Genomic DNA, 21,593 nt, shown 5'->3' with positions numbered 1-21,593 from the left:
GCTCACGCCGTGCGCTCGGTGCGCGGCGTGTTCGATGACGGGGTGCCCCATTCCTCGGCGTGGGCGATCGCGTTGTCGGCGAACCGTCGGGCGATGAGGTCGAGGCCCTCCTGGTCGGGGTGCAGGCGGTCGTAGAGAAGAGTGGTGTCGTCCTCGCCAAAAAGGTCGAGCCCGTCGAGGAGGTGAAGGTGCTCGTCTGCGCGCGCGCCGACGATCTCCGCCAGGATCTCGCGCGTGCGGATGAGAGTCAGCGCTCCAGTGTCGCGCTCGACGGCTCTGGACGCCGCGCGCGCCATGCCTTCCGTGTCTCTGGTCACGGGGCCAGGGGAGTTCTCGTGGATCGGGCACGCGACTGCGGAGATGATGACGATCGGCGTGCTCGGCTGCCCTTCACGGATGGTGTCGAGGAACGCGTGTACGGCTGGTCGGAAGGTGCGTTCACGCATGCTGTCCGCGTTGATCAGGTTGATTCCCACCTTGAGTGTGATCACGTCTGCAGGGATGTCCCTGATCATCCGCGCGACGAAGCCGTCGAGCTGTGCGTTTCCTCCGAAGGACAGGTTTCGCAGCTCCCACCCCAGGTGGTCCGCGGCGGTCATCGGCCAGGTGCGCGTCGGGGCGACGGCGTTCATGCCGTGACTGATCGAGCTGCCGTAGTGCGTCCAGCGGATTCCCTCGTTGCGAACGGGAGAGATGCTCTCTTGCGCTTGCATCGAGATGAGCCGGACCTGGGCGTTGTGGGGAAGGAAGACCTCCACGGGTCCGGTGCCGGGCGACGGGATCGCAACTGTCTCCGGTCCGCGGAGCCGAGTGTCGACGATGCTGTAGTCCGTGCCGAAGAAGATCATGCTCGGGGAGGTGAGCGTGACGATGCTCTCGGCGCCGTCCTGACGGACCACGAGCGACACGGGCGCGGGGTCCGTGCCGACGAGGGCGGTGGTCGTCGCCCCCATCGTGAGGTTCAGGGAGGGCGCGTCGGTGCGAAGCCGGATGATCACGCCTGTCGGGCATGCCTCGACGAGGGTGAAGAGCGGGTCCTGGAACTGAGCGCGGGCCCACGTCGGCAGGCGATGTACCTCGAAGCCGCCGTCCGGATGCGGTTCGAGGCTGGCTGCACCGTTGATGAACTTGTCCCAGTCGGTTCCCGATACGATCACGCGCTCAGTCCGTTCTTCGTCCGCGGCCTCTTGACCGCGATGTCGAGTGTCGATGCCGCGTCGTCGTGACGGCCGCGCACAGAGGCCCGCTCTCGGTGCCCATCCGGGAGCTTAGCGTCAAGATTGGCAAAAGTGGCACTAGTGTCACTAATGTTCAGATTGCGTTCAACGCCGCGGATGCGCATTGGCGACATGTCGATCGACCGCCAGGAGGCGCAGTGCCAGCGGGGTGGCCGGCACATTGGGAATCTCACGTGCTTCGGGGCGTCTGCAGGTCGGGGGCTCCTGCCAGCGCTCCAGAAAGGACTGGGCAATGCAGTGGTACTCATCCACGCTCTTGACGCAGTTGGCTACGCTCGCGCTCGCCTTCGTGCTGTGCACGATCATCGGTTACGAGCGGCAGCGACGCCAGAAGAGCGCAGGCTTGCGCACTCATGCCTTGGTCGGGATGGGGTCAGCGCTGTTCACGGTCGTGTCGGCCTACGGGTTTGATCCGGCGCTGAACGCAGACGGCCGGCTGGACCCTTCTCGCATCGCCGCGCAGATCGTCTCCGGGATCGGTTTCTTGGGCGGGGGTGTGATCTTCGTCAAGCGCGGCTCGGTCAGCGGCCTGACCACGGCGGCTTCGATCTGGATCAGCGCCGCCGTAGGGATGGCGTGCGGGGCGGGGATGCCGATGGTCGCGGTCTTCGCGACCCTGCTCGACCTGCTGGCGATGAGCGTCCTCACCATATGGGGTCGCCGGGTCTCGCTCGCCCATGACGATGAGGGGATCGTCGCCGTGGTGTATCGAGACGGCAGGGGCGTCCTTCGGGTCCTGCTGGAGCAGGCCGCGGCCTCTGGCTACGACGTGAGGCTGGAAGGCTCCCGTGACGTGTCGAAGTCGGACGCGAAGCCGAGAGTAGAGGTGCGCATCCGCATCGCGGGTCGGGGCAAGCCCATCGAACCTCTGCTCGAGCGCGTCATGGGCATGCCCGGCGTGACCTCGGTGCGCACCGTCTCCGAAGAGAGCTAGGACTGCTTGTCGTCGAAGCTGCGCTCCAGCGCGCGCACCGCGTCGCGCCAAGGGCCGGCGTCCAGGGAGAGGTGCAGAGTCTCCCCGCTTTCGAGGTGCTCGATCGTCATGATCTGCACGAGGCCGCCCACGAGCTCCGGCAGATAAGGGACTGCGGCATGCGCGGGATGCCGGCGAACGGTCTCGGTAACCACCTGGGCCACGAGCGCGACCTGCTGGCGGTAGAACTCCGCGATCGAGGGCTCGTGCAGCAACTGTGCCCTCAGCTTGCGTCTTCGGAGCGTGGCTGCATCAGGCGTGCGCGATGTCCGCGTGCTGCGGTTCTCGAGCACCAGGAAAAGCGCCCGGACCGGGGGAGTGCCGGACGCCAGCAGAGGCTCCATGTCGGCTCCCAGATACGGCAGCACCTCGCCATCGAACAGCACCGCCTCCTTGCAGGGGAAGTACCGGAAGAAGGTGCGCCTGCCCACGGAGGCGAGGGCCGCGATGTCATCGATCGTCGTCCCGTCGAACCCACGGGTCTCATAAAGATCCAGGGCGGCGCGACGAATCTCCTCACGCGTGCGGTCCTTCTGCTCGGCGCGCGTGGGGCGGCTCTTCGTCTTGGCGTTCGTCTTCATGGGCTCGTCCCGTTCGCAAGTGTATCGACATGGATGCGCCGAGTAGCGAAAGTGGCACTAGTGCCACTATTGTGCAGATTGCGTTCGCCGAATGGAAAGTGGCACTGGTGCCGTCATTCACCCTACGCCGACAATGTCGTTGATGTGGCCGCCCGGCCACCAGATCAGAAGGACACCCATGCCCCGCAGAGTGACCCGTGCTCTCCTCGCAGCCACCCTCATGGGAGCGCTGACGCTCACGGCGTGCAGCGCACCGGCTGCGCACGACTCGGCCGACAACGCCGCCAAGCCCGCCGCGGGAGGTGAACTCGTCGTGGGACTGGACCGAGAACTGCCTTCACTCGACCCCGCCGCCGGCCTGATCGCCTCCGCGCCCAACCTGATGCTCGCAGAGGCGCTGTACCCGCCGCTGATGCTCCCCGCGCCCGGCGGCACCTTCGCGCCGGGAGTGGCCAAGTCGCTGACCTCGGATGGCACCGCGAAGAAGTGGACACTGGTCATTCCCAATGATCTGACGTTCTCCGACGGGTCGCCGCTGACCGCTGAAGACATCCAGGCACACATCAAACGACTCTCCGACCCGGCATCGGGCTCCGCCGTGGCGGGCTCCGCTCGTCAGATCGCCGGCATGGAGCAGGTCAACGACACCACTCTGGTGTTCGACCTGGCTATCCCCAACGCGGACTTCGGATCGCTCCTGGTGCGCTCGCTCGGCATGATCACCTCGACCGAGAAGGACCCGTTCGGGTTCCCACTCGGCGCGGGCCCGTACGTCGTGAAGGACTTCGTCGCCGGCGATTCGGTGACGGTCGTCCGCAACGAGAACTACTGGGGGGAGCCGGCGAAGCTGGACAGCATCACATTCAAGATGATGCCCGACGCCGATTCACGATTCCAGAGCCTGCAGTCCGGTGACGTCGACATCATGGTGAGCGAGACTGCCAACCAGTTCAAGCAGGCCCGCGAGGACGACTCGCTCGCCGTGCACGCCGGATCGATCTCTGTAGCCTCGCTGCTCCTGAACCTGACTTCGCCGAAGTTCCAGGATCCGAAGATCCGCCTCGCCCTCGCGCAGGCGATCGACCGGGACGCCATCAATGCCGTCGTCAACCTCGGCGAAGGCAAGCCCATCGACGGCCCGTACAGCCTGCTGGGCGAGAACACGCCGAAGGTCGACTACCCGAAGTACGACCCGAAGGCCGCCGAGAAGATTCTGAAGGGCGCTGATCTCAGCTTCACCCTCACCGTGTCGAGCCTCCCCAGCGCTCTGCAGCGCGCGACCGCACTGAAGGACATGTTCGGCAAGGTCGGCGTCGACGTGACGATCGCTCCTGTCGATGCTGCGTCCTTCACCGGCGTGCTGGCCTCCAAGCAGTTCGAGGCGGCGGACTCCGTCACGTCGATTTTCAGCGACGCGACCGGCGCGGCGCTGGCCTTCGGGACTGGCGCTCCATACAACCTGATCGGCTTCAGCGACAAGTCGGTGGATGCCGCTCTCGCGGCCATCGCCTCAGAGACCGACCCCGCCGAGCGCGCGAAGGGCTTCGAGGACGTCTCCGGAATTCTGGCCGAGGACCTCCCGGCGCTGTGGATCACGGCCAGCAACTTCGGGTACATCGCGTCGTCCGATCTGGTCGGGGTCCGCGACCTGAACGGCCTCACGCTGATCTCCATCGACCCGGCTGAGATCGGCTGGGCCGGGAAGTGAGCCTCGCCTGGTTGTCGCGTGCGGGACGTTCGCTCCTGGTTCTGATCGTCATCGCCGCTCTCACCTGCCAGCTCGCGTTCCTTCTGCCCGGCGACCCGGCGCTCATCCTCCTCGGTCAGGAGTCCACTGCGGCCCAGCGTGCTGCCCTGCGCAGCGCGCTGGGCCTCGACCAGGACTTCTTCACCAGATTCGTGGGCTGGGCGGGCGGCGTCATCACCGGAGACTGGGGCACCTCGTTCACCTCTGATCGGCCGGTGCTGACAGAGATCCTCGGGCGTGTCCCCGCCACAGCCGAGCTCGTCATCCTCAGCCAGGTCATCGCCCTCGCGGTGACGATCCCCCTCGCCCTGCACAGCGCCCGCAACCCGGGAAGGGCCCTGGACCGCATCGTGTCGGGTGGGACGTTCCTCGTCGTCGCGATTCCGTCGTTCGTGGTCGGCGTGCTGCTCATCTACGTCTTCGCCGTCCAGCTCGGGTGGTTCCCCGCGTCGGGATACGTCCCCTTCGTCAAGGACCCGTTGGACAACCTGTACCGGATGGTGCTGCCTGTGCTCACGCTCGCGATCGCGGAATCGGCGGTGTATCTGCGAACGTTGCGAGGGTCCGCGATGGAGGCGCTGCGGTCTCCGTTCGCGTACGCCTCCCTGGTCAGAGGGGCGACAGATGCGCAGCTGCTGTGGCGGCGCATTCTTCGCCCTGCCGCGCCGACCCTGACCGCTCTCGTCGGCATCAACGTCGCCGTCGCCCTCGGCGGAACACTGCTCGTGGAAAGCCTGTTCGCCATTCCCGGGCTCGGGAGGTTGACCATCGCCGCGCTCGGCGGTCGCGACCTTCCGCTGATCCAGGGGCTCGTACTGTTCGCGGCAATCGTCATCGTCGTCTTCGGCATCCTCGCGGATATCGCCGTGAACCGCATCGACCCGAGGAGCTCTCGTGGTAACGCCTGACCTCGCCGCACCCGCCGCCGCGATCGGCTCGCCCCGGGCCGCGCTGCGGGTTCCCCGACTCGGATTCGTGCTCTCGGCCGGGTGGCTCATCCTGCTGTTCGTCGCGGCCGTGGCTTTCGTGCTCGGGGTCGGGGCAGATCCGCTCGCCAACAACTACGCTGCCCTGAGCCGGCCGCCCAGCGCGGCGCACCCCTTCGGCACGGACAACCTCGGGAGAGACGTACTGGCACGATCGCTCCACGGCGCAGGAGCCAGCGCGACCGTTGCGCTCGCAACTGTCGTCGTCGGTGGTGGGATCGGCATCCTTCTCGGCGTCTGGGCCGGTCTCATGCGGGGGGTCGTGGAGGGGGTCATCGGCTTCCTCACCGACGTCGCCATCGCCCTCCCGGGACTGATCGTCATCTCGACCATCGTCACCCTCACCGGGCCCAGCCTTCCTACGATCGCCCTCACGATCGCCGGGTTCTCCATCCCGGTCTTCGCGCGTCTGAGCCGCGCATCGACGCTGTCGGTCGCGACGGAGAACCACGTCGTCGTCGCACGCACCCTCGGCGCGAGCCGGTGGCGCATCGTCACTCGAGAGGTGCTGCCGAGCGTGCTGCCGCGTATGACGCCGCTCCTGATGATCTCCGTCGCAGCATCGATCGTGGCCGAGGGAGCCCTCAGTTTCCTCGGGTTCGGGCTCCGCCCTCCGCAGCCGTCATGGGGAAGCCTGATCGCGGACGGACGTGCGCAGCTCGCGGATGCTCCGTGGGTCGCGCTGTTTCCCGCACTGCTGCTGTGCCTGACCATCCTTTCCATCAACGTCCTCGGCGAGCACTTCCGGGAGGCCAAGCGATGAACCCCGTGCTTAAGGTGGAGAACCTCATCACCACCGCGACCCGTCGCGGCCTCGAGAACACCGTGGTCGACGGTGTGAGCTTTGCGATTCCCGCCGGCGGGTCGCTCGCCATCGTCGGCGAATCGGGTGCCGGCAAGTCGATGCTCATCCGTTCCATACTCGGCATCCGTCCCCCGGGGGTATCGATGCGCGTGAGCGGGCGAGTCCTGCTCGACGGGCACGACATACTCTCACTTCGAGGGCGGGACCATCGTCAAGCCCTCGCCCGCAGCGTCGGCATGGTCCACCAGGACCCGCTGCGTTCGCTCAACCCCACCTTCCGGGTCGGAACGCAGCTCACCGAGTCGCTGTCCTTCGCCGGTGTGGGGGGAGGACGGCGAGGTCGGGCTTCGCGGGCGGTCGATGCGATGCGCAAAGTCGGATTCCGCAATCCTGACGCTGAGTCTCGCCGGTATCCCCACGAGCTCTCCGGCGGGCAGCGGCAGCGCATCGGCATCTCGGCGGCGACGCTGGCTGAGCCTGCGCTGCTCATCGGCGACGAGCCAACCACCGCGCTGGACGTGACGGTTCAGAAGCGGGTGCTCGACCTCATGGACGAGATGCGCGAGCGCACCGGCGCCAGTCTCCTGCTGGTGACCCACGATCTGGGGGTGGCTGCCGAGCGATGCGAGGAGATCATCGTGATGCGCGCGGGCAAGATCGTCGAGGCGGGACCGACCTCCACGATGCTCTCGGCGCCGTCCCACCCGTATACGAGGGGCCTTCTCGAAAGCATCCCTCGCCTCGACGGCCCTCGGCCGCACCGCCTGCTCACCTCCGCGGAAGGAGCACTGTCATGAGCGCCGACGTTCTCAGCCTCCGAGACCTCGTCGTCGGATACGGCGACAGGATCGTCCTGGACGGAGTGACCTTGACCGTCCCCGCACGTGGCTGCGTCGGGCTCGTCGGCGAGTCCGGCTCAGGAAAATCCACGCTCGCCAGAACCATCCTCGGGCTGCAGAGCCCGCGTTCGGGTTCCGTTGACATCATCGATGTCGGCGGCGACGCGAAGCACCCGGTGCAGATGGTCTTCCAGGACCCGATCTCCTCCCTCGCCCCGCACCGCGCGACGATCGATATCGTCGCCGAGCCGCTGACTATTCGCGGCATCGGCACGAAACGACAGCGTCGTGAGCGGGCGCGTGAGCTCCTCGATCGCGTGGGCCTGAACCCCACGCGGTTCGCCGATGCGCGACCGACGACGCTCTCCGGCGGACAGGCGCAGCGCGTCGCGATCGCGCGGGCGCTGGTCGCCGAGCCTGCACTTCTGCTGTGCGACGAGCCGGTGTCCTCCCTCGATGTCTCCGTGCAGGCGCGTGTGCTGAACCTTCTCGCCGACCTGCGAGAGGAGGCGGGGCTGAGCATGCTGTTCATCTCGCACGACCTCGCCGTTGTGCGGATGATCGCGGACTCGGTGTCCGTGCTGAGCGAGGGGCGCATCGTCGAGAGCGGTGAGACCGAGCAGGTCATCGCCGACCCCCAGCATGAATACACACGGCAGCTGCTCGACGCCGCACCCCGCCTGCCGAGGATGGCAGCCCCAGCTGCTTCTGTGTCGGACAACCCCTTGCAGGCATCCCCGCCGGCCGCATGAAAGAAGATCGATGACACATACATTCCCCGAGGGATTCGTCTGGGGCACTGCGACTGCCGCCTACCAGGTGGAAGGCGGGTGGGACGCTGACGGCAAGGCGCCGTCGGTGTGGGACACCGCCATGCACACCTGGCTGAAGACCCCGGACGGCACATCCGGTGACATCGCGATCGATCAGTACCATCGCCTCGATGACGACCTCGATCTGCTTCAGCGACTCGGCGCCGGAGCGCACCGGTTCTCCGTGTCGTGGTCGAGGATCATCACCGATTCCAAGGGCACGGTCAATCAGGCAGGACTCGACTACTACGAGCGGATGGTCGATGGGCTCCTCGCACGCGGCATCGCGCCGGCTCTGAACCTCTACCACTGGGATACCCCGCAGTGGCTCGAGGATCGCGGCGGGATGATGGAGCGCGACTTCGCCGAGTGGCTCGCCGAGCTCGCCGCCGTCGTGGGCGCGTGTTTCGGAGACAGGGTCAGCCAGTGGTTCACGATGAACGAGCCCAGCCACCCGTCGCTCGGCGGCTACGTCGCCGGGTTCCTCCCTCCCGCGCGCGAGGAAGGCTCGGCCGGGCTGGTCACCGTGCACAACCTGCTGCTCGGGCACGGCCGATCGATTCAGGCGCTGCGCGCGGCGGGCGTCACCGGCCAGATCGGCACGATCCTGAGCCAGAGCGGCGTGGCCCCCGCGACGACGCACCTCGACGACGTACGCGCCGCAGAACGCGCCGAGCACTTCGAAGGCGGGCTCTTTCTCAACCCGATGCTCGGCCGCGGCCACCTGCCGGAGATGGCCGCGGCCCTTGGCGACCTCATCCGCGACGGTGACGAACAGACCATCGCTCAGCCCATGGACGTCCTCGGACTGAACTGGTACTCGCTGTACAGCGCGGCCTCGGTTGAGCGCGCGGCCGCGCACCTCGAAGATCTTCCTCCGCGCGGGGCGATGTTCGCCAGCCTCGCCCCGGCGACCGCCGGTCTGGGATTCGCGATCGTGCCCGCCCCCGGCCTGCCCTGGGGAGGGGCCCACCGGCAGCTCACCCCAGGCGGCCTCCGTCGCGCGCTCGACTGGATCGCGCAGACGTACCCCGACCACCCTGACATCTACATCACCGAGAACGGGGTCGGGTATCCCGAGACCGCGGATCTCGCGGGATTCGTGCAGGACGACGGCCGGATCAGGTACATGGGCTGGGCCCTCGCGGAGCTGAGCGAAGCCATCGCCGATGGCGCTCGCGTTCGCGGGTACCACGTTTGGACGAGCTTCGACAACTTCCAGTGGATGGCAGGCTTCGCTCAACGGTTCGGGCTGATCCACGTCGATCCGAAAACCCAGGTGCGCACACCTAAGGCATCCTTCGGCTGGCTGGCCGAAGCCGTGAGGACCGGGACCGTACCGCCTGTTCCCTCCGAGGAGTTGGACGGCGACCATACCGAGATCGACCTGCCCGGCGTGCGCAACGCACGGGGCCTGGGCGGTCTGCGCACGGTCGACGGGCGCTCGGTGAAAGATGGCGTGGTGTACCGCAGTGCCGGGCTCCACAAGCTCGACGACGCAGGTCGCGAGTCGCTCGAGGCCCTGGGAGTCACCACGGTCCTCGACCTGCGAGGAGAGGACGAGGTGCGCCGTGCGCCTGATCAGATCGGCGCTGTGCGCCTGGTCCACGTTCCGCTGCACACGCCCCGCCGCACGGGCGCAGGAGCTGCCGTAGGCGCGGCGGCCGACGCCGGTGCCGCGTACACGCTGCGCGACGTCTATCAGGAGATCGTGAACGAGAGAGGCCCTGCGCTCGTGACAGGAATAAGAGAGGTCGCGGCCGCAGAAGGAGCGCTGCTCGCGCACTGCACGGCAGGCAAGGACCGCACAGGTGTCTTCATCGCGGTCCTGCTCGCGGCCCTCGGGGTGCGTGACGACGATATCGTGCGGACCTACGCGGAGTCCGCCGACCGGCTCGGGGACGGATTCCTCGCCGAGGTCGTCGGCGATCTCCGCGGGAAGTCCCCGGCCGGTGCTCCCATCCCTGACAGCGTCATCAACGAGATGCTGTCATCACCCGCCGCCTACATCGAAGAGGTGCTCGCGAGCATCCGGCACGACCATTGCACCGTCGCCGCGTACCTCCTGGCCAATGGCCTCGCCGGCGAGGAACTCCGGCAGCTCAGGGACAAGCTCCTCGTCTGAGAGCTATTGGCGACGCGCCGGTCATCTACCCCAGCTGCAACAGCCGGCTCGGCCAGCGCGAGACGGACCACGAGGACCAAACGAGGTCCCGGTGTCGGCGCTGGTGTGCCTGACGCGCGGGCTTCGCCGTCGCGTCCTCGACGTGAAATCTGGCACTGGTGCCATAAGGTTGAGACAGTCACGTGCGGCTCGAGCCGCACCAAACCCATGCGGGCAAAATGGAGAGAAATGGGCGATCGATCATCGAGAGGCGCGACCCGCGCGGGCGTGAGACGACGGTTCCTGGCGGCCGGCGTGCTGCTGCTCGCGTCATTGCAGTACTTCGTCTGCACCTTCGTCGTCGCCGCCGCGTGGGCTGACCCGGCCTACGACTTGTTCGACAACTACATCAGCGACCTCGGAATCCGCACCTGCGGCCCGTACGCCGTGCGCTACGTGTGCTCGCCCCTGCACGAGGTCATGAACACCTCTCTCATCATCCAAGGCGCGCTCACGATCCTCGCCGCCGTCATCGGCTACCGGCTCATCCCTCGGTTCCGAGGCGCGATCCTCACCCTGGCCTTCGTCACGGGTGCCGGCATCGCGCTGGTCGGGCTCGTCCCCGGTTCAATCGAAGGCGGGGTGCGGGCGATTCCCGTGCACGGACTGGCCGCTTTCGTCGCCGTGACCGCCGGGGACGTCATGATCGTGCTGCTCGGCCTGGCGTTGTGGAGGGTCTCGAAGCCCGGAAGCCTCGCTCTCATCGCAGCGGCGCTGGTCTCCGCGGCATCGATGTATTGGGTCACCGTCGCCCCGCACGCGATCCTCGGCCCGGGCCTGCCGGAGCGGTTGGCGATCGACTCGTTCTTCGTCGTCTGTGCGGTCCTCGGGGTGCGCCTACTCGTCGCCGGGCGGCGGAAGCCAGAATCTGCTGCCGCCGCGGACGCTCGTCGCGACGAAGCTGTTCTCGCCTTGGAGGCCTGACTCGCACTGAAACCGGCCGCCTCACGGCCGGATCGCCTTCGCAACTGCGGTCCAGGGAACCCGTTGGTAGCGGAACGCCGATCACAGGGGATCGAAGATGGTCAGGGCGGGTCAGCCGTCCCGCCTGCCATGGATGTGCGCGGCGAAAGCGTCGATCGTGGGGGCGGCCGCGGAATCTTCGGGAACGTTGAGATACCCGTGCTGCGCGCCAACAGCCGTACGGAGATCGACCGCTACGCCCGCCTCGTGAAGAGTCTCCGCGAAGGCCTCCCCGGAAACGCGCAGCTCGTCGACATCCGCAGTGACCATGATCACCGGCGGAAAGCCCTTCAGATCGTGAGCCGCAGCCAATCCCGGCACGGCGAACACGTCCGCCGTTGCGATCGACGCTCCGAGGTAGTTCTCGTACATCGCGCGAACCGACTCCGGGCCAAACCGATCGGCGCTAGGGTTCAGGTCCAGCTTCGCCCGAAGCGCAGCGCCGGGAACCGACTGCACGGCATGCAACGTCGGATAGGCGAGCACGACCGAAGCAGGAGAAACACCATCGCCGCGGACGAGTCGCAGGCAGGCCCCTGTCGCGAGGTTGCCGCCAGCGCTCGCGCCCCCTAGGGCCCACTCTCCGGCAGTGAGTCCCGATGCCGCCGCCCAGCGGAACGCATGCTCGACCTCTTCGGATGCCACTGGGTAGTGGACACCGTCCCGGGCCGGAACGCTCGACCGTGCTGCCCACTCCGCGGGGATCGGTGCGAGTCGATAGTCGACGGAGACGACGGCGATGCCGCGTGCGGCGAACTGCCGAGCCACCCAATCGGACTCAGGCATGTTGAGGTCCCCATTGGCGAAGCCTCCACCATGGACCCATACGATCCCCGGCCCTGCGGCAGCCGATGGCAGGTAGGCGCGAACCCCAAGAACGCCATGAGGGCCTTCGAGCTTCTCCTCGCTGATCACGTAGGGGGCCTTCGGGGCGCTACCGCTCGCCGCCCCCAACGCCGCCGGAACAACAGTCATCCAGACATCATCTCAGCGACTCGCTCCGTGAGCCCGGTCCGTGCGGGTATCGCTACGAATCGGGCGAGTCCGCTCCTTCTGATACGTAGGTCTTCTGATAGGTGAGCGCGACCTCGTCGACGGACGATGACAGTTCTCGTACGACACCTTGGCCGCTTGACTCGACAACCAGCGCGAGAACACCCCGGATCAGCTGCCTCGTGTTGCGACAACTCTTGTGAGATCCGATAACAGTCGATCGTCGTGTCTGACCGTCGTGGTTGCACGCGGCGTCAGCAACTCGATCGGGTTGTGGTCCGGAGGGGTTGGAGGCGGCTTGCCATCCGGAAGGCGTCGGGCCGTTCGGATGCGTCCGCGAGGAAACCGGACAGGTCGACTCTCGACGAGAACCGTACGGCGATTTCGGCGTCGGCCAGCACGTCGACGAGGTTGATGAACCGCTGCTGAGCCTCGGCGTCGACAGCGCTGAATGAAGGTATGTCGGTGATGACCCACCGGGAGAAGGATCGCGCCCAGTCCAGGTACTCGACGGTCGAGGTCGCTGCCGAGCACAGTTGCTCGAACGTGGCGACCAACTCTCCGTCGGCGACCGACGTCACCGCGAATGATCGTCCATTGACGACAGTGCGGGTCTGCTGTTCCGGTGCGCCGGAACGGGCGGGCGTCGTCGTCCAGGTGCCGGCGGCGAAGCCGTGGTCGTGCTCTTCATTGACGGTGCGGTAGTCGACGGGACCGGCGAGGTTCCACACGTCCATGTGCTTCTTGATGAGCGCGATGCCGGGCTCGAAGATGTGGTGCCAGATCGGATTCGGGAGCAGATCGTCCGGGGCGTAGTTCGAGGTCGCGAGAACGATCAGGCCCCGCTGGAAGACATGATCGAGCAGGCGGGTGAGGAGTCGGGCGTCGCCGGAGTCGTGCACGTGGAGTTCGTCGAAGAAGAGCAGGCGGGTGTTCTGGGTGATGTCGTCGATCGCGCGTTCGACGGCGTCTCGCTCGCTTCGGCGATCGTGGATGCTGCGGTGCAGATCGTCGAAGAAGCCATGGAAGTGCACGCGGGTCTTCTTGGCCAGTGGCAGCTCCGCATAGAAGGCGTCAGCCAGCCATGACTTGCCTCGCCCGGCGTCCCCATGAATGTAGAGACTGCGCGGCGGCGACCGCCGCAAGGAGCTGCGATCGAGATCTGCGCCCAGGACTGCCAGCCGCTCGAGCAGCGCTCGCTGAGCGGTATCGAGTGCGAAGCCATTGCGCGCGGCGGCGTTCTCGACGCCGACAACAAGCCTGTTGTTGGAACGCACCCTCTGAGCGTGCCACACCGTAGCGCCGCGGCGTACGGATCGCGGCTCTCAGCCGCGCGTGGTCAGCCACTCGGCGAGAATCCGCCGGAAGGCCGCGGGCTGCTCGATCCACGGGTAGTGGCCGCAGTCGTCGATGAACCGCACATCGGCGCCGAGCACCGCCGCGTAGTCCCGCACGGGCTGGAGGCCCGTCAGCAGGTCGCGGTCCCCGCCGACGACGAGGGTCGGGGGCAGCGGTGTCGAACGGATGCGGTCGGCCGCGGCATCCGGAATGTCTGTGAACCACGCCAGGGCGGCCGCGAGGCTCATCGTGCCGACCTCGGCGTGCGAGCGTTCGACCTCGGTCCAGTGGGCGTAGGTGGCGGGCGCCTCCCGTAGGAAGGCTTCGGTGAACTCGGACTCGGTCTGCGGATCGTCGGTCTGCAGCGCGGCGAAGGCTTCGCGCGCCGCCGGGTCGGCGAATGTCGCCGCGAGCGCCTCGGCGTCCGAGACGGTGCCGGTGAGCCACGATGCGGGCGGGGTGAGCAGCGCCAGCGAGCGCACGCGATCCGGGTGCTGAGCTGCCGTGGCGAGCGCGAGTCGCGTGCCTGCGGAGTGGCCGACGATGTCCACCGTGTCGAGATCGAGCGCATCGGCCAGCGCCACCACATCCGACGCGTCGGTCCACCAGCCGCGCGAGAGGCCGCCGCTTCTCGGGGTTCCCCGCGGGTGGAGCACCACCAGGGCGCGGTCCTCACCGAGACCCGCGAGGCCGGCGAGGTACTCGGGACCGCGACAGGGACCGCCGGGAAGCACGATCGCCGGCTGCGTCGGGGCATCTCCCATGGTCGAGACGGCGAAGGGGAGGATCAGATCGTCGACGCGCACACCACAAGGGTATGCGTCGGCCGAACGGGCTTCCGACCTGCGCTCGCCCGCCTTCCGGGCCTCACCCGAGCAGGGCGTTCCACCGCAGGCGGGCAGGCTCGGCGTCGATGCGCGCGAGGGCCTGGGCGGTGTCGGCGACGGGGAATATCGTCACGAGCCTCGGCGCGGCGGTGGCGGAAGACGCGATGGCGTACGCGACGGCGCCGGGGCCGGCATCCGGATGCACCGCCACGATCGCCCGGGCTCCGTCGAGGTGCTGTGTGCGCACGGCGCAACGCTCGATCATGTGCGCCGCCGCCTCGGTCACGCGGTCCAGGAGCGTGCGCTCGCCCGCCCAGGGCGCGAACGCCTCGGACGGCAGGCCGCACGCGCGTGCGAGCTGCCCGTCCAGCCAGCGATCGCGCTTGAGGCCGTAGGGGGTCATGACCGTGGAGAGGAGGTAGCCGTACACGTGAAGCAGTCCGGCGTTGCCCTCGGGCCACGTCGCCGTCAGGCCCGCACGGGCGTGCAGGGCATCGAAGAGCGGCTCTTCGATCACGGCGGCGCCGAGGTTCTCGTCGACGACGGTCGAGCGGCCCCAGGCGTCGAAGATCCCGGCTGCGGCGTCGGCGCGGATCGCCTCGCCGAGCCACGCGTGCGCGTCGAGCGCGGCGTGCGGGTGGTGCCGGGCGAGCGCGCCGAGGGCTTCGATGGTCTGCAGCATCCGCTCAGGCTAGACGGTCGGCCGAGTGGTCGTGCGCGCGATTTCACACACTGTTAACCGCGCGCTGGCCATTTCGTCCACAATCAAGTGCAACCATGGACGCAACGTCCGCACCCGATCGGACGGAAAGCAGACCCGATGACACACACCATCGTCTTCGATTTCGACGGCACCCTCGCCCTGGGCGCCGGACCCATCGTCGCCTTCGCACACGCGGTGGCCGAGCGCGCGGGCGACGACGGGTTCGTCGCACGCGCGCTCACCGCGCTCGCCGAGTTCGAGGCGGGAGAAACCGACCACCGCGACGGCTATGACGTGGTCGGCTCGCTCGCATCCGCGCAAGGCGTCCCCGAGGCCGAACTGAGCGCCGCCTACGACGCGTCCCGCGCGCTGCTCGGCACGGCGGCCGCCGAGGTGCACGCGCCCGCCGGGCTCGCGCCGTTCCTGGCCCGTGTCGGCGCCCGGGCGCGGCTTCTGCTCGCGACCAACGCCCCCGGCGAGAGCATCGTGCCCATCCTCACCCGCTGGGGCGTCGTCGAGGCCTTCGACGCCCTCCACTTCACCGTGGGAAAGCCCGCCGGACTCGTGCCCATCCTCGAGGACGCGCTCGCATCAGGCCCCGTGCTGTCGGTGGGCGACATCGTCGAGTTCGACCTCGCGCCCGCGATGAGCCTCGGCGCCGCGACCGCGCTCGTCGGAGTCACCGCCGAGCGCGCCGCAGCGCCGGTCACGCTGCGCGGGCGCACACTCGCAGACCTCTACACCGACATCGAAGCCTGGGCCGCAGCCGCGGCATCCAGTCCGTCCGACACACACCCCCTCGAAAGGCATATCTGACATGCGTAAGTCCCTGATGTTCACAGGCATCGCGGCCGTGGCCGCCCTCGCCCTCGCCGGCTGCTCGAGCAGCGCCGAGTCGCCCGCAGCCGCCGGGACCGACACCGAATGGCCCGAGTCGATCACGATCTCGCTCGTCCCGTCGGTCGAGGGGGAGGACCTCGCCGAAGCTCTCGACCCGCTCACCGCCTACCTCTCCGAGAACCTCGGCATCGAGGTCAAGGGCGTCGTCGCGTCGGACTACGCGGCGACGGTCGAGGCGCTCGGCACCGACCAGGCCCAGGTCATCATCACCGACGCCGGGTCGCTCTACAACGCCATGGACCGCTACGACGCCCAGCTCATCCTGCGCGACGTGCGCTTCGGCGCGACCTCGTACGCCTCGGTCGCGTACACGAACAACCCCGACAAGTACTGCGACGACGCCCCGGCGATGTCGACCTACGCCGCGAGCGGGATCGAGTTGTCGTACTGCAACGGCATCGAGGAGGAGGGCGCCGAGGCCACCGGTCAGGGACCGGCCGCGCTCGACGCGCTGGAGAAGATCAGCAAGGGCACGAAGGTGGCGCTGCAGGCGGCGACCTCGCCCGCCGGCTACCAGTACCCGGTCGTGGCGATGCGCGAGGCCGGGATCGACACCGACGGCGACATCACCCAGATCCCCGTCGAGGGCAACAACAACGCCGTGCTCGCCGTGTACAACGGCGACGCCGAGGTGAGCTTCGGCTACTGGGACGCGCGCACGAGCGTCACGACGGAGGCCCCCGACGTCGCGCAGAAGGTCGTCGCCTTCGCCTACACCGACATGATCCCCAACGGCGGAGTCGCGGTCTCGAACACGCTGCCCGCCGACCTGGTGGCCAAGCTCACGACGCTGATGGACGGCTATGCGGATTCGTCGGAGGAGGCCAAGACCGTGATGTTCGACCTGGTCGGGCTGTCGGACTGGACCGACCAGACGGCGCCCGAGGAGATCACCCGCTACGGCGACATCCTCGCCCAGTTCGCCAACTGAGCGATCGGCGGACGTGGTTTGAGAGAGTCAGTGCATGCACACTGATCCGCAGCGCGCGGAGGCCGGGGCATCCCCCTCGGCCTCCGCGCCCGCATCGGCCTCGTGGTCGATCAGCCTCGACGACGTGTCGGTCACCTACCGCAACGGCACCCAAGCGCTGCGGGGCGTGAGCCTCGACATCGCGGCGGGCGAGATGGTGTCGATCGTCGGCCTGTCGGGATCGGGCAAGTCCACCCTCATCCGCACGATCAACGGGCTCGTGCCCGCGACGAGCGGCACCGTCACCGTCGGCCCGCATTCCGTGACCGGCATGCGCGGTCGGGCGCTGCGCCGCCTGCGCGGCCACATCGGCATGATCTTCCAGGGCTTCAACCTCGCCGACCGGACCAACGTGTACCGCAACGTGCTCGTCGGGCGCTTCGCCCACACCCCGACCTATCGGACTCTGCTCGGCATCACGAATGCGACCGACCGCGATCTCGCGCTGCACTCGCTCGCCTCGGTCGGCATGCTCGACAAGGTCTGGATCCGCGCGGGGCAGCTGTCGGGCGGCCAGAAGCAGCGCGTCGCCATCGCGCGTGCGCTCACGCAGCAGCCGAGCGTCATGCTCGCCGACGAGCCGGTCGCGAGCCTCGACCCGCCCACCGCGCACGCCGTCATGGACGACCTGCGGCGCGTCAACGCCGAGGAGGGGCTCACGGTGCTGGTGAACATCCACCTCATGGACCTCGCGCGGCAGTACACGACCCGCATGATCGGACTGCGCGCGGGCGAGCTCGTCTACGACGGACCCGCCGCGGCGGCGACGGACGCCGACTTCGAAGAGATCTACGGCCGGCCGATCCAGCCCAACGACAGGCTCGGATGAGCACGCCGACGAACACGGCAGAGTACGCCCTGCCGCACAAACCCCGCACGCGTGTGCGTACGGCGCTGATCGTACTGGCCTTCGCGGCATTCACCGCGGCGACGTGCCTCCCGGCGATCGGCGGCATCGAGCTGGACTTCGGCGCGCTCATCCGCAACTGGGACAACGGCTCCGATCTTCTCGTCCAGTTCCTCCACCCCGACTTCTCGTTCCTGCCGCGCACCCTGCAGCCGATGCTCGAGACCCTCCAGATGGCGCTCGTCGGAGCGTTCTTCGCCGCCCTCGTGTCGGTGCCGCTGACTCTCTGGGCGGCCGCGCCGACGAATCCGAACGGCGCCACCCGCGGCATCCTGCGCGCCGGAATCAACATCATCCGGTCGGTGCCCGACCTCGTCTACGCGACGATCCTCGTCGCAATGGTCGGGGTCGGCGCCCTCCCGGGTGTGCTCACGCTGTTCCTCTTCGACATCGGCATCGTCGTCAAGCTCGTGTCGGAGGCCATCGACTCCGCCGACCACGGGTATATGGAGGCCGGGCACGCGGCGGGCGGCACGCAGACCCAGATCAACCGGGTCACCGCACTGCCGCAGTCGTGGCCGCTGTTCGCCAACCAGTGGCTGTACGCCCTCGAGCTCAATGTGCGCATCTCGGCGATCCTCGGCATCGTGGGGGCGGGCGGCATCGGCCGGCTGCTCGACGAGCGCCGGGCGTTCTACGCGTACGACGACGTCGCCGTCATCGTGCTCGAGATCCTGGTCGTGGTCGTGCTCATCGAACTGTTCTCGAACTACCTGCGGCGGAGGCTCGTATGAGCCTGAACGCGTCCGCCCGCCGGCTCGGCGTCGACCTTCCCGCGCACCCGTCGCGCCTTGCGCCGACCCTCGTCGCGGTGATCGTCGGGGTCGTCGTGCTCGCCGCGGCGGCGGGCCTGCCGATCGACTGGAGCGACCTCGGCGCCATCCCCGGGCAGCTCCTTCACTACGGCAGGCTCATGTTCGCCGACCCGAACTGGGAGAAGCTGCCTCGCGCGCTGTTCGAGACCTGGCGATCGATCTCGATGGCCTGGATCGGTGCGATCCTGTGCGTGCTCGTGTCGATCCCGCTCGGGATGCTGGCCGCCCGCGGTGTGGGACCGGTCTGGCTGCGCGTGCCGCTTCGCGCGGTCTTCGCCGTGGTGCGCGCCATCCCCGAGGTGATCATCGCCCTGCTTCTGCTGACCGTCACGGGCCTCACGCCGTTCACCGGCGCGCTCGCTCTCGGCATCGCCGGCATCGGCACGCAGGGCAAGTGGGTCTATGAAGCCATCGAGTCGGTGCAGGAGGGGGCATCCGAGGCCGTGCGCGCCGCCGGCGGCGGTACGGCAGAGGTCGCGCGCTGGGCGCTGTGGCCCGCAGCGGCGCCCGCGATCTTGTCGTTCGCCCTCTATCGCTTCGAGATCAACATCCGCACCTCCGCCGTCCTCGGGCTCGTCGGAGCAGGCGGGATCGGCAGCATGCTGGCGAACTACACCAACTTCCGCGAATGGGATACCGTCGGGATGCTGCTGATCGTCGTGGTCGTCGCGACGATGCTGATGGATGCCGCGTCCGGCGCGATCCGTCGCCGGATCACCCAGGGGGCCCGAGTGCGGGACGCCCGCCGATCGCCGAGAGGACGCCGCGATGTGGTCGGGATCCACTGACACGCCGCCCACGACGCGCATCGCGATGCTCGCCCCGTCGCTGCACGCGAGCGAGCGCCGCGTCGCCGAGTCGATCGCGAGCGACGTGGAGGCTGCGATCGACCGGACGGCGCAAGAGGTCGCCGATCTCGTGGGCGTCGGACGGGCGAGTGTCATCCGCACGGCGCAGTCCCTCGGCTACGACGGATACCCCCAACTGCGCGTCGCGCTCGCCCGCGAGGTCGCGCTCGCGGGGAACGCCGCCGAGACCACGGACGCAACCATGCTCGGTGCGCTGCGGGCCGCCGTCGACAGGTTCGCGTCGCGCCTGAGCCACACGGTGTCGGCCCTCACCGAGGAGGGGGTCGAGGCGTTCGTGCGCGAGATCGATCAGGCGCAGCGGCTGCTGGTGGCGGCGAACGGACTCTCGTCGCCCCTGGGCCTGGATCTCGCGATGAGGCTGATCTCGGCGGGGCGCCCGGCGGAGTACCTGCCCGACACGCTCGGCCAGCAGATCGCAGCGAAGCAGCTCGGCCCCGGCTCCGCGTGCCTGGTGGTGTCAGGCTCGGGCGCCAACCGTGCGACGCTCGAGGTCATGACCGAGGCGCGTGCCAGCGGCGCGCGCGTGCTCGCGATCACGTCGTTCCCGCGTTCGGCGGTCGCAGACTCTGCCGACGTGACCCTCGTGGTTGCGCCCATCAACGACTCGTTCCGCGACGAACTGGTCCACACCTCGCGTGCCGCCCTCATGCTCGTGACCGAGTCGGTTGTGGGGCTGCTCGTGGCGCGACGCGGGGCGAGCGCGCAGGCGGCGCAGGCGGCGACGCTGTCGGTGCTGAGCCATTCGCTCTCGGAGTGACGCGGCGACGTCGCCCCCGGCGACCCGCGGGCGGCAAGGGTAAGCGCCGGCCGGAGAGGCTCCCGACCGGCGCTCTTCCCTTGCACCAAGAGTGTCCTGCAATCACATGTCGGCAGCCGCCACAGCAAAACAGCTACCGTGCGATCACTCTATAACGAAAAGGTAACGACAGCAAGGGCGCGCCGACACGGCGTGACCGGATGAGAAGTGCCACCTCCGGTCACCACGCGCACGCCCGAGAGGCTGGCTCCGGCGCGGCGCACGGCGGCCCAGAACAGGGCATATGCCGAGAATCGGATGCCCCGCCCCGCGGCATCCGACATCCGGCCGATCCCCGTGCACGGCCGGCGCGACGCGTCGTACGCGTGCCGTCGTTCCGCACCGGCGTGAGACGATGCGGGGGATGGACACTGCAGCCCTGGACGAACTGCGCGCCCTGCGAACCCGTGCGTACGGCCCCTCCGCCGACATCCACGACGATGCCGAGGCGCTTCGGCGGCTGGGCGAGCTCGAAGCACTGAACGGCCGGCGGGTCGCGCCGCCCGAAGACCCGATCGCGACGCCGCCCCCCGCCGCGCCGCCGGTCGATCCCGAAGCCTCCGACCGGTTCGCGTCCGCCGTGGGGCACGAACCCGAAGCGCCCGCCCCCGCTCCCGCCGAGCGTGCCCACACGCCCGCCGCCCCCGCCGCCGAGCCCGAGGCGCAGGAGGCCGCCCGAGCCCTGTCAGCCCTGGCCGCGCCCGCGCCGGACGAACCGGGTCCGCCCGGACGGCGCATCCCGCGCGCGATGGCGCTGCTGTGGGCGGCGTCGGTCGTGGGGGCAGCCGCGCTGGCGGCGGGCGCCACCTACGCGGTCACCGAGATCACGCCCGTCTCGGTCTCGTCGGGCGCTCCGCAGGTCGCGTCGCTGGACCCGGTGTCCACGGCCGCACTGCCGGTCGGATGGTTCGGCGCCGGCCCCAGCTCGCTCGTCTTCGAATACTTGGGCCTCACGATCTTCCAGACCGACGGCTACAGCATGGTGGGAAGCGACTGCTTCACGGTCGTGAGGACCGCGGACATCCCGCCGCCCGACGAGTTCGACCAGAACAGCTGGTCGTACAACGGCGGCGTCTATTCCGGATGCGGCATAGGGGCCTTCCCCGCGACGATCGAGATGCCCATCGACAGTCAGTCGCCCACGCAGCTCACCGACAGGTTCCCGGTCGGCGGCGCGCTGCAGTTCGTCTTCGACGGCGAGCGGATCGGGGTCTTCGCCGACCTCGACTGAGACAGGCTGCGCGCTGTCGACGCAGAGATGCCGTCACGGGCGCTTCCGAATGCGGACACGCCCCGCACCGTCCCCGCCCCGCGTGTCGGCCGCGCACGGTTGGGGTGTCCGGCGGGCGGTTTCGTCGCTAGCATCA

At 68.6% G+C, this 21,593-nt stretch carries 21 protein-coding genes; 15 read left to right on the top strand and 6 right to left on the bottom strand.

Features of this window, described 5'->3' with window-relative positions; translation table 11 throughout:
• Window positions 1-2: 2 nt before the first annotated feature.
• On the bottom strand, window positions 3-1,157 hold the full coding sequence (locus tag AB1K54_RS11515; RefSeq protein WP_371202892.1) for a GDSL-type esterase/lipase family protein: 1,155 nt from the start codon (window positions 1,155-1,157) through the stop codon (window positions 3-5).
• 313 nt (window positions 1,158-1,470) lie between these two features.
• On the opposite strand from AB1K54_RS11515, the gene AB1K54_RS11510 reads away from it, so the two are divergent.
• On the top strand, window positions 1,471-2,172 hold the full coding sequence (locus AB1K54_RS11510) for an MgtC/SapB family protein (protein ID WP_371202891.1): 702 nt from the start codon (window positions 1,471-1,473) through the stop codon (window positions 2,170-2,172).
• Here the strand turns inward: AB1K54_RS11510 and AB1K54_RS11505 are convergent.
• Entirely contained in the window at window positions 2,169-2,792 is a 624-nt protein-coding gene (locus AB1K54_RS11505) for a TetR family transcriptional regulator (protein WP_371202890.1), read from the bottom strand. The two genes, AB1K54_RS11510 and AB1K54_RS11505, sit on opposite strands and share 4 nt — an antisense overlap.
• 178 nt (window positions 2,793-2,970) lie before the next feature.
• Between AB1K54_RS11505 and AB1K54_RS11500 the strand changes: the two genes are divergently transcribed.
• From AB1K54_RS11500 to AB1K54_RS11470, 7 genes are all read left to right on the top strand, one after another.
• Window positions 2,971-4,500 (top strand): ABC transporter substrate-binding protein, encoded by a 1,530-nt coding sequence (locus tag AB1K54_RS11500; RefSeq protein WP_371202889.1) that lies wholly within the window; start codon window positions 2,971-2,973, stop codon window positions 4,498-4,500.
• Between the two features lie 11 nt (window positions 4,501-4,511).
• Window positions 4,512-5,447: an ABC transporter permease gene (locus AB1K54_RS11495; RefSeq protein WP_371202888.1), complete on the top strand. Its 936-nt coding sequence runs from the start codon at window positions 4,512-4,514 to the stop codon at window positions 5,445-5,447.
• Window positions 5,434-6,288, top strand: a complete 855-nt coding sequence (locus AB1K54_RS11490) for an ABC transporter permease (RefSeq protein WP_371202887.1) — start codon at window positions 5,434-5,436, stop codon at window positions 6,286-6,288. Before AB1K54_RS11495 ends, AB1K54_RS11490 begins: the two co-directional genes overlap by 14 nt.
• Complete coding sequence (locus AB1K54_RS11485; protein WP_371202886.1) at window positions 6,285-7,127, top strand: ABC transporter ATP-binding protein; 843 nt, start codon at window positions 6,285-6,287, stop codon at window positions 7,125-7,127. Before AB1K54_RS11490 ends, AB1K54_RS11485 begins: the two co-directional genes overlap by 4 nt.
• Window positions 7,124-7,921, top strand: a complete 798-nt coding sequence (locus AB1K54_RS11480; RefSeq protein WP_371202885.1) for an ABC transporter ATP-binding protein — start codon at window positions 7,124-7,126, stop codon at window positions 7,919-7,921. The genes AB1K54_RS11485 and AB1K54_RS11480 overlap by 4 nt, the downstream gene beginning before the upstream one ends.
• Window positions 7,922-7,931: 10 nt before the next feature.
• Window positions 7,932-10,106 (top strand): family 1 glycosylhydrolase, encoded by a 2,175-nt coding sequence (locus AB1K54_RS11475; protein ID WP_371202884.1) that lies wholly within the window; start codon window positions 7,932-7,934, stop codon window positions 10,104-10,106.
• Window positions 10,107-10,373: 267 nt separating this feature from the next.
• Window positions 10,374-11,069 (top strand): DUF998 domain-containing protein, encoded by a 696-nt coding sequence (locus tag AB1K54_RS11470; RefSeq protein ID WP_371202883.1) that lies wholly within the window; start codon window positions 10,374-10,376, stop codon window positions 11,067-11,069.
• Window positions 11,070-11,180: 111 nt separating this feature from the next.
• Here the strand turns inward: AB1K54_RS11470 and AB1K54_RS11465 are convergent, their stop codons facing one another.
• The 4 genes from AB1K54_RS11465 to AB1K54_RS11450 all read right to left on the bottom strand — a co-directional run bounded on the left by AB1K54_RS11465 (window position 11,181) and on the right by AB1K54_RS11450 (window position 14,948).
• Entirely contained in the window at window positions 11,181-12,083 is a 903-nt protein-coding gene (locus AB1K54_RS11465) for an alpha/beta hydrolase (protein ID WP_371202882.1), read from the bottom strand.
• Between the two features lie 272 nt (window positions 12,084-12,355).
• Window positions 12,356-13,378, bottom strand: coding sequence for a cell division protein ZapE (zapE, locus tag AB1K54_RS11460; protein ID WP_371202881.1), 1,023 nt, complete (start codon window positions 13,376-13,378; stop codon window positions 12,356-12,358).
• 48 nt (window positions 13,379-13,426) lie between these two features.
• Window positions 13,427-14,245, bottom strand: a complete 819-nt coding sequence (locus AB1K54_RS11455) for an alpha/beta fold hydrolase (protein WP_371202880.1) — start codon at window positions 14,243-14,245, stop codon at window positions 13,427-13,429.
• A gap of 61 nt (window positions 14,246-14,306) precedes the next feature.
• On the bottom strand, window positions 14,307-14,948 hold the full coding sequence (locus AB1K54_RS11450; protein WP_371202879.1) for an amino acid deaminase: 642 nt from the start codon (window positions 14,946-14,948) through the stop codon (window positions 14,307-14,309).
• Window positions 14,949-15,086: 138 nt separating this feature from the next.
• Between AB1K54_RS11450 and AB1K54_RS11445 the strand changes: the two genes are divergently transcribed.
• The 7 genes from AB1K54_RS11445 to AB1K54_RS11415 all read left to right on the top strand — a co-directional run bounded on the left by AB1K54_RS11445 (window position 15,087) and on the right by AB1K54_RS11415 (window position 21,457).
• Entirely contained in the window at window positions 15,087-15,785 is a 699-nt protein-coding gene (locus tag AB1K54_RS11445) for an HAD family hydrolase (protein ID WP_371202878.1), read from the top strand.
• 1 nt (window position 15,786) lies between these two features.
• A complete protein-coding gene (gene phnD / locus AB1K54_RS11440) occupies window positions 15,787-16,800 on the top strand; it encodes a phosphate/phosphite/phosphonate ABC transporter substrate-binding protein (protein ID WP_371202877.1) in 1,014 nt (337 codons plus the stop codon).
• Between the two features lie 34 nt (window positions 16,801-16,834).
• Entirely contained in the window at window positions 16,835-17,668 is an 834-nt protein-coding gene (gene phnC / locus AB1K54_RS11435; protein ID WP_371202876.1) for a phosphonate ABC transporter ATP-binding protein, read from the top strand.
• Window positions 17,665-18,480: a phosphonate ABC transporter, permease protein PhnE gene (gene phnE, locus AB1K54_RS11430; RefSeq protein WP_371202875.1), complete on the top strand. Its 816-nt coding sequence runs from the start codon at window positions 17,665-17,667 to the stop codon at window positions 18,478-18,480. Before phnC ends, phnE (AB1K54_RS11430) begins: the two co-directional genes overlap by 4 nt.
• Window positions 18,477-19,349, top strand: coding sequence for a phosphonate ABC transporter, permease protein PhnE (phnE, locus tag AB1K54_RS11425; protein ID WP_371202874.1), 873 nt, complete (start codon window positions 18,477-18,479; stop codon window positions 19,347-19,349). Before phnE (AB1K54_RS11430) ends, phnE (AB1K54_RS11425) begins: the two co-directional genes overlap by 4 nt.
• A complete protein-coding gene (locus AB1K54_RS11420; protein ID WP_371202873.1) occupies window positions 19,330-20,187 on the top strand; it encodes a MurR/RpiR family transcriptional regulator in 858 nt (285 codons plus the stop codon). Before phnE (AB1K54_RS11425) ends, AB1K54_RS11420 begins: the two co-directional genes overlap by 20 nt.
• Before the next feature lie 403 nt (window positions 20,188-20,590).
• Window positions 20,591-21,457 carry a hypothetical protein gene (locus AB1K54_RS11415; protein WP_371202872.1) on the top strand — a complete coding sequence of 289 codons (867 nt, stop codon included), beginning with the start codon at window positions 20,591-20,593 and terminating at the stop codon, window positions 21,455-21,457.
• The last annotated feature ends 136 nt before the right edge of the window (window positions 21,458-21,593 follow it).

Origin of the sequence: Microbacterium sp. BWT-B31, from assembly GCF_041379855.1 — a bacterium.
Classification (GTDB): Bacteria; Actinomycetota; Actinomycetes; order Actinomycetales; family Microbacteriaceae; genus Microbacterium.
The sequence above is the reverse complement of the archived record's forward strand: the minus strand, read 5'-3'. Positions and strand labels throughout refer to the sequence as shown.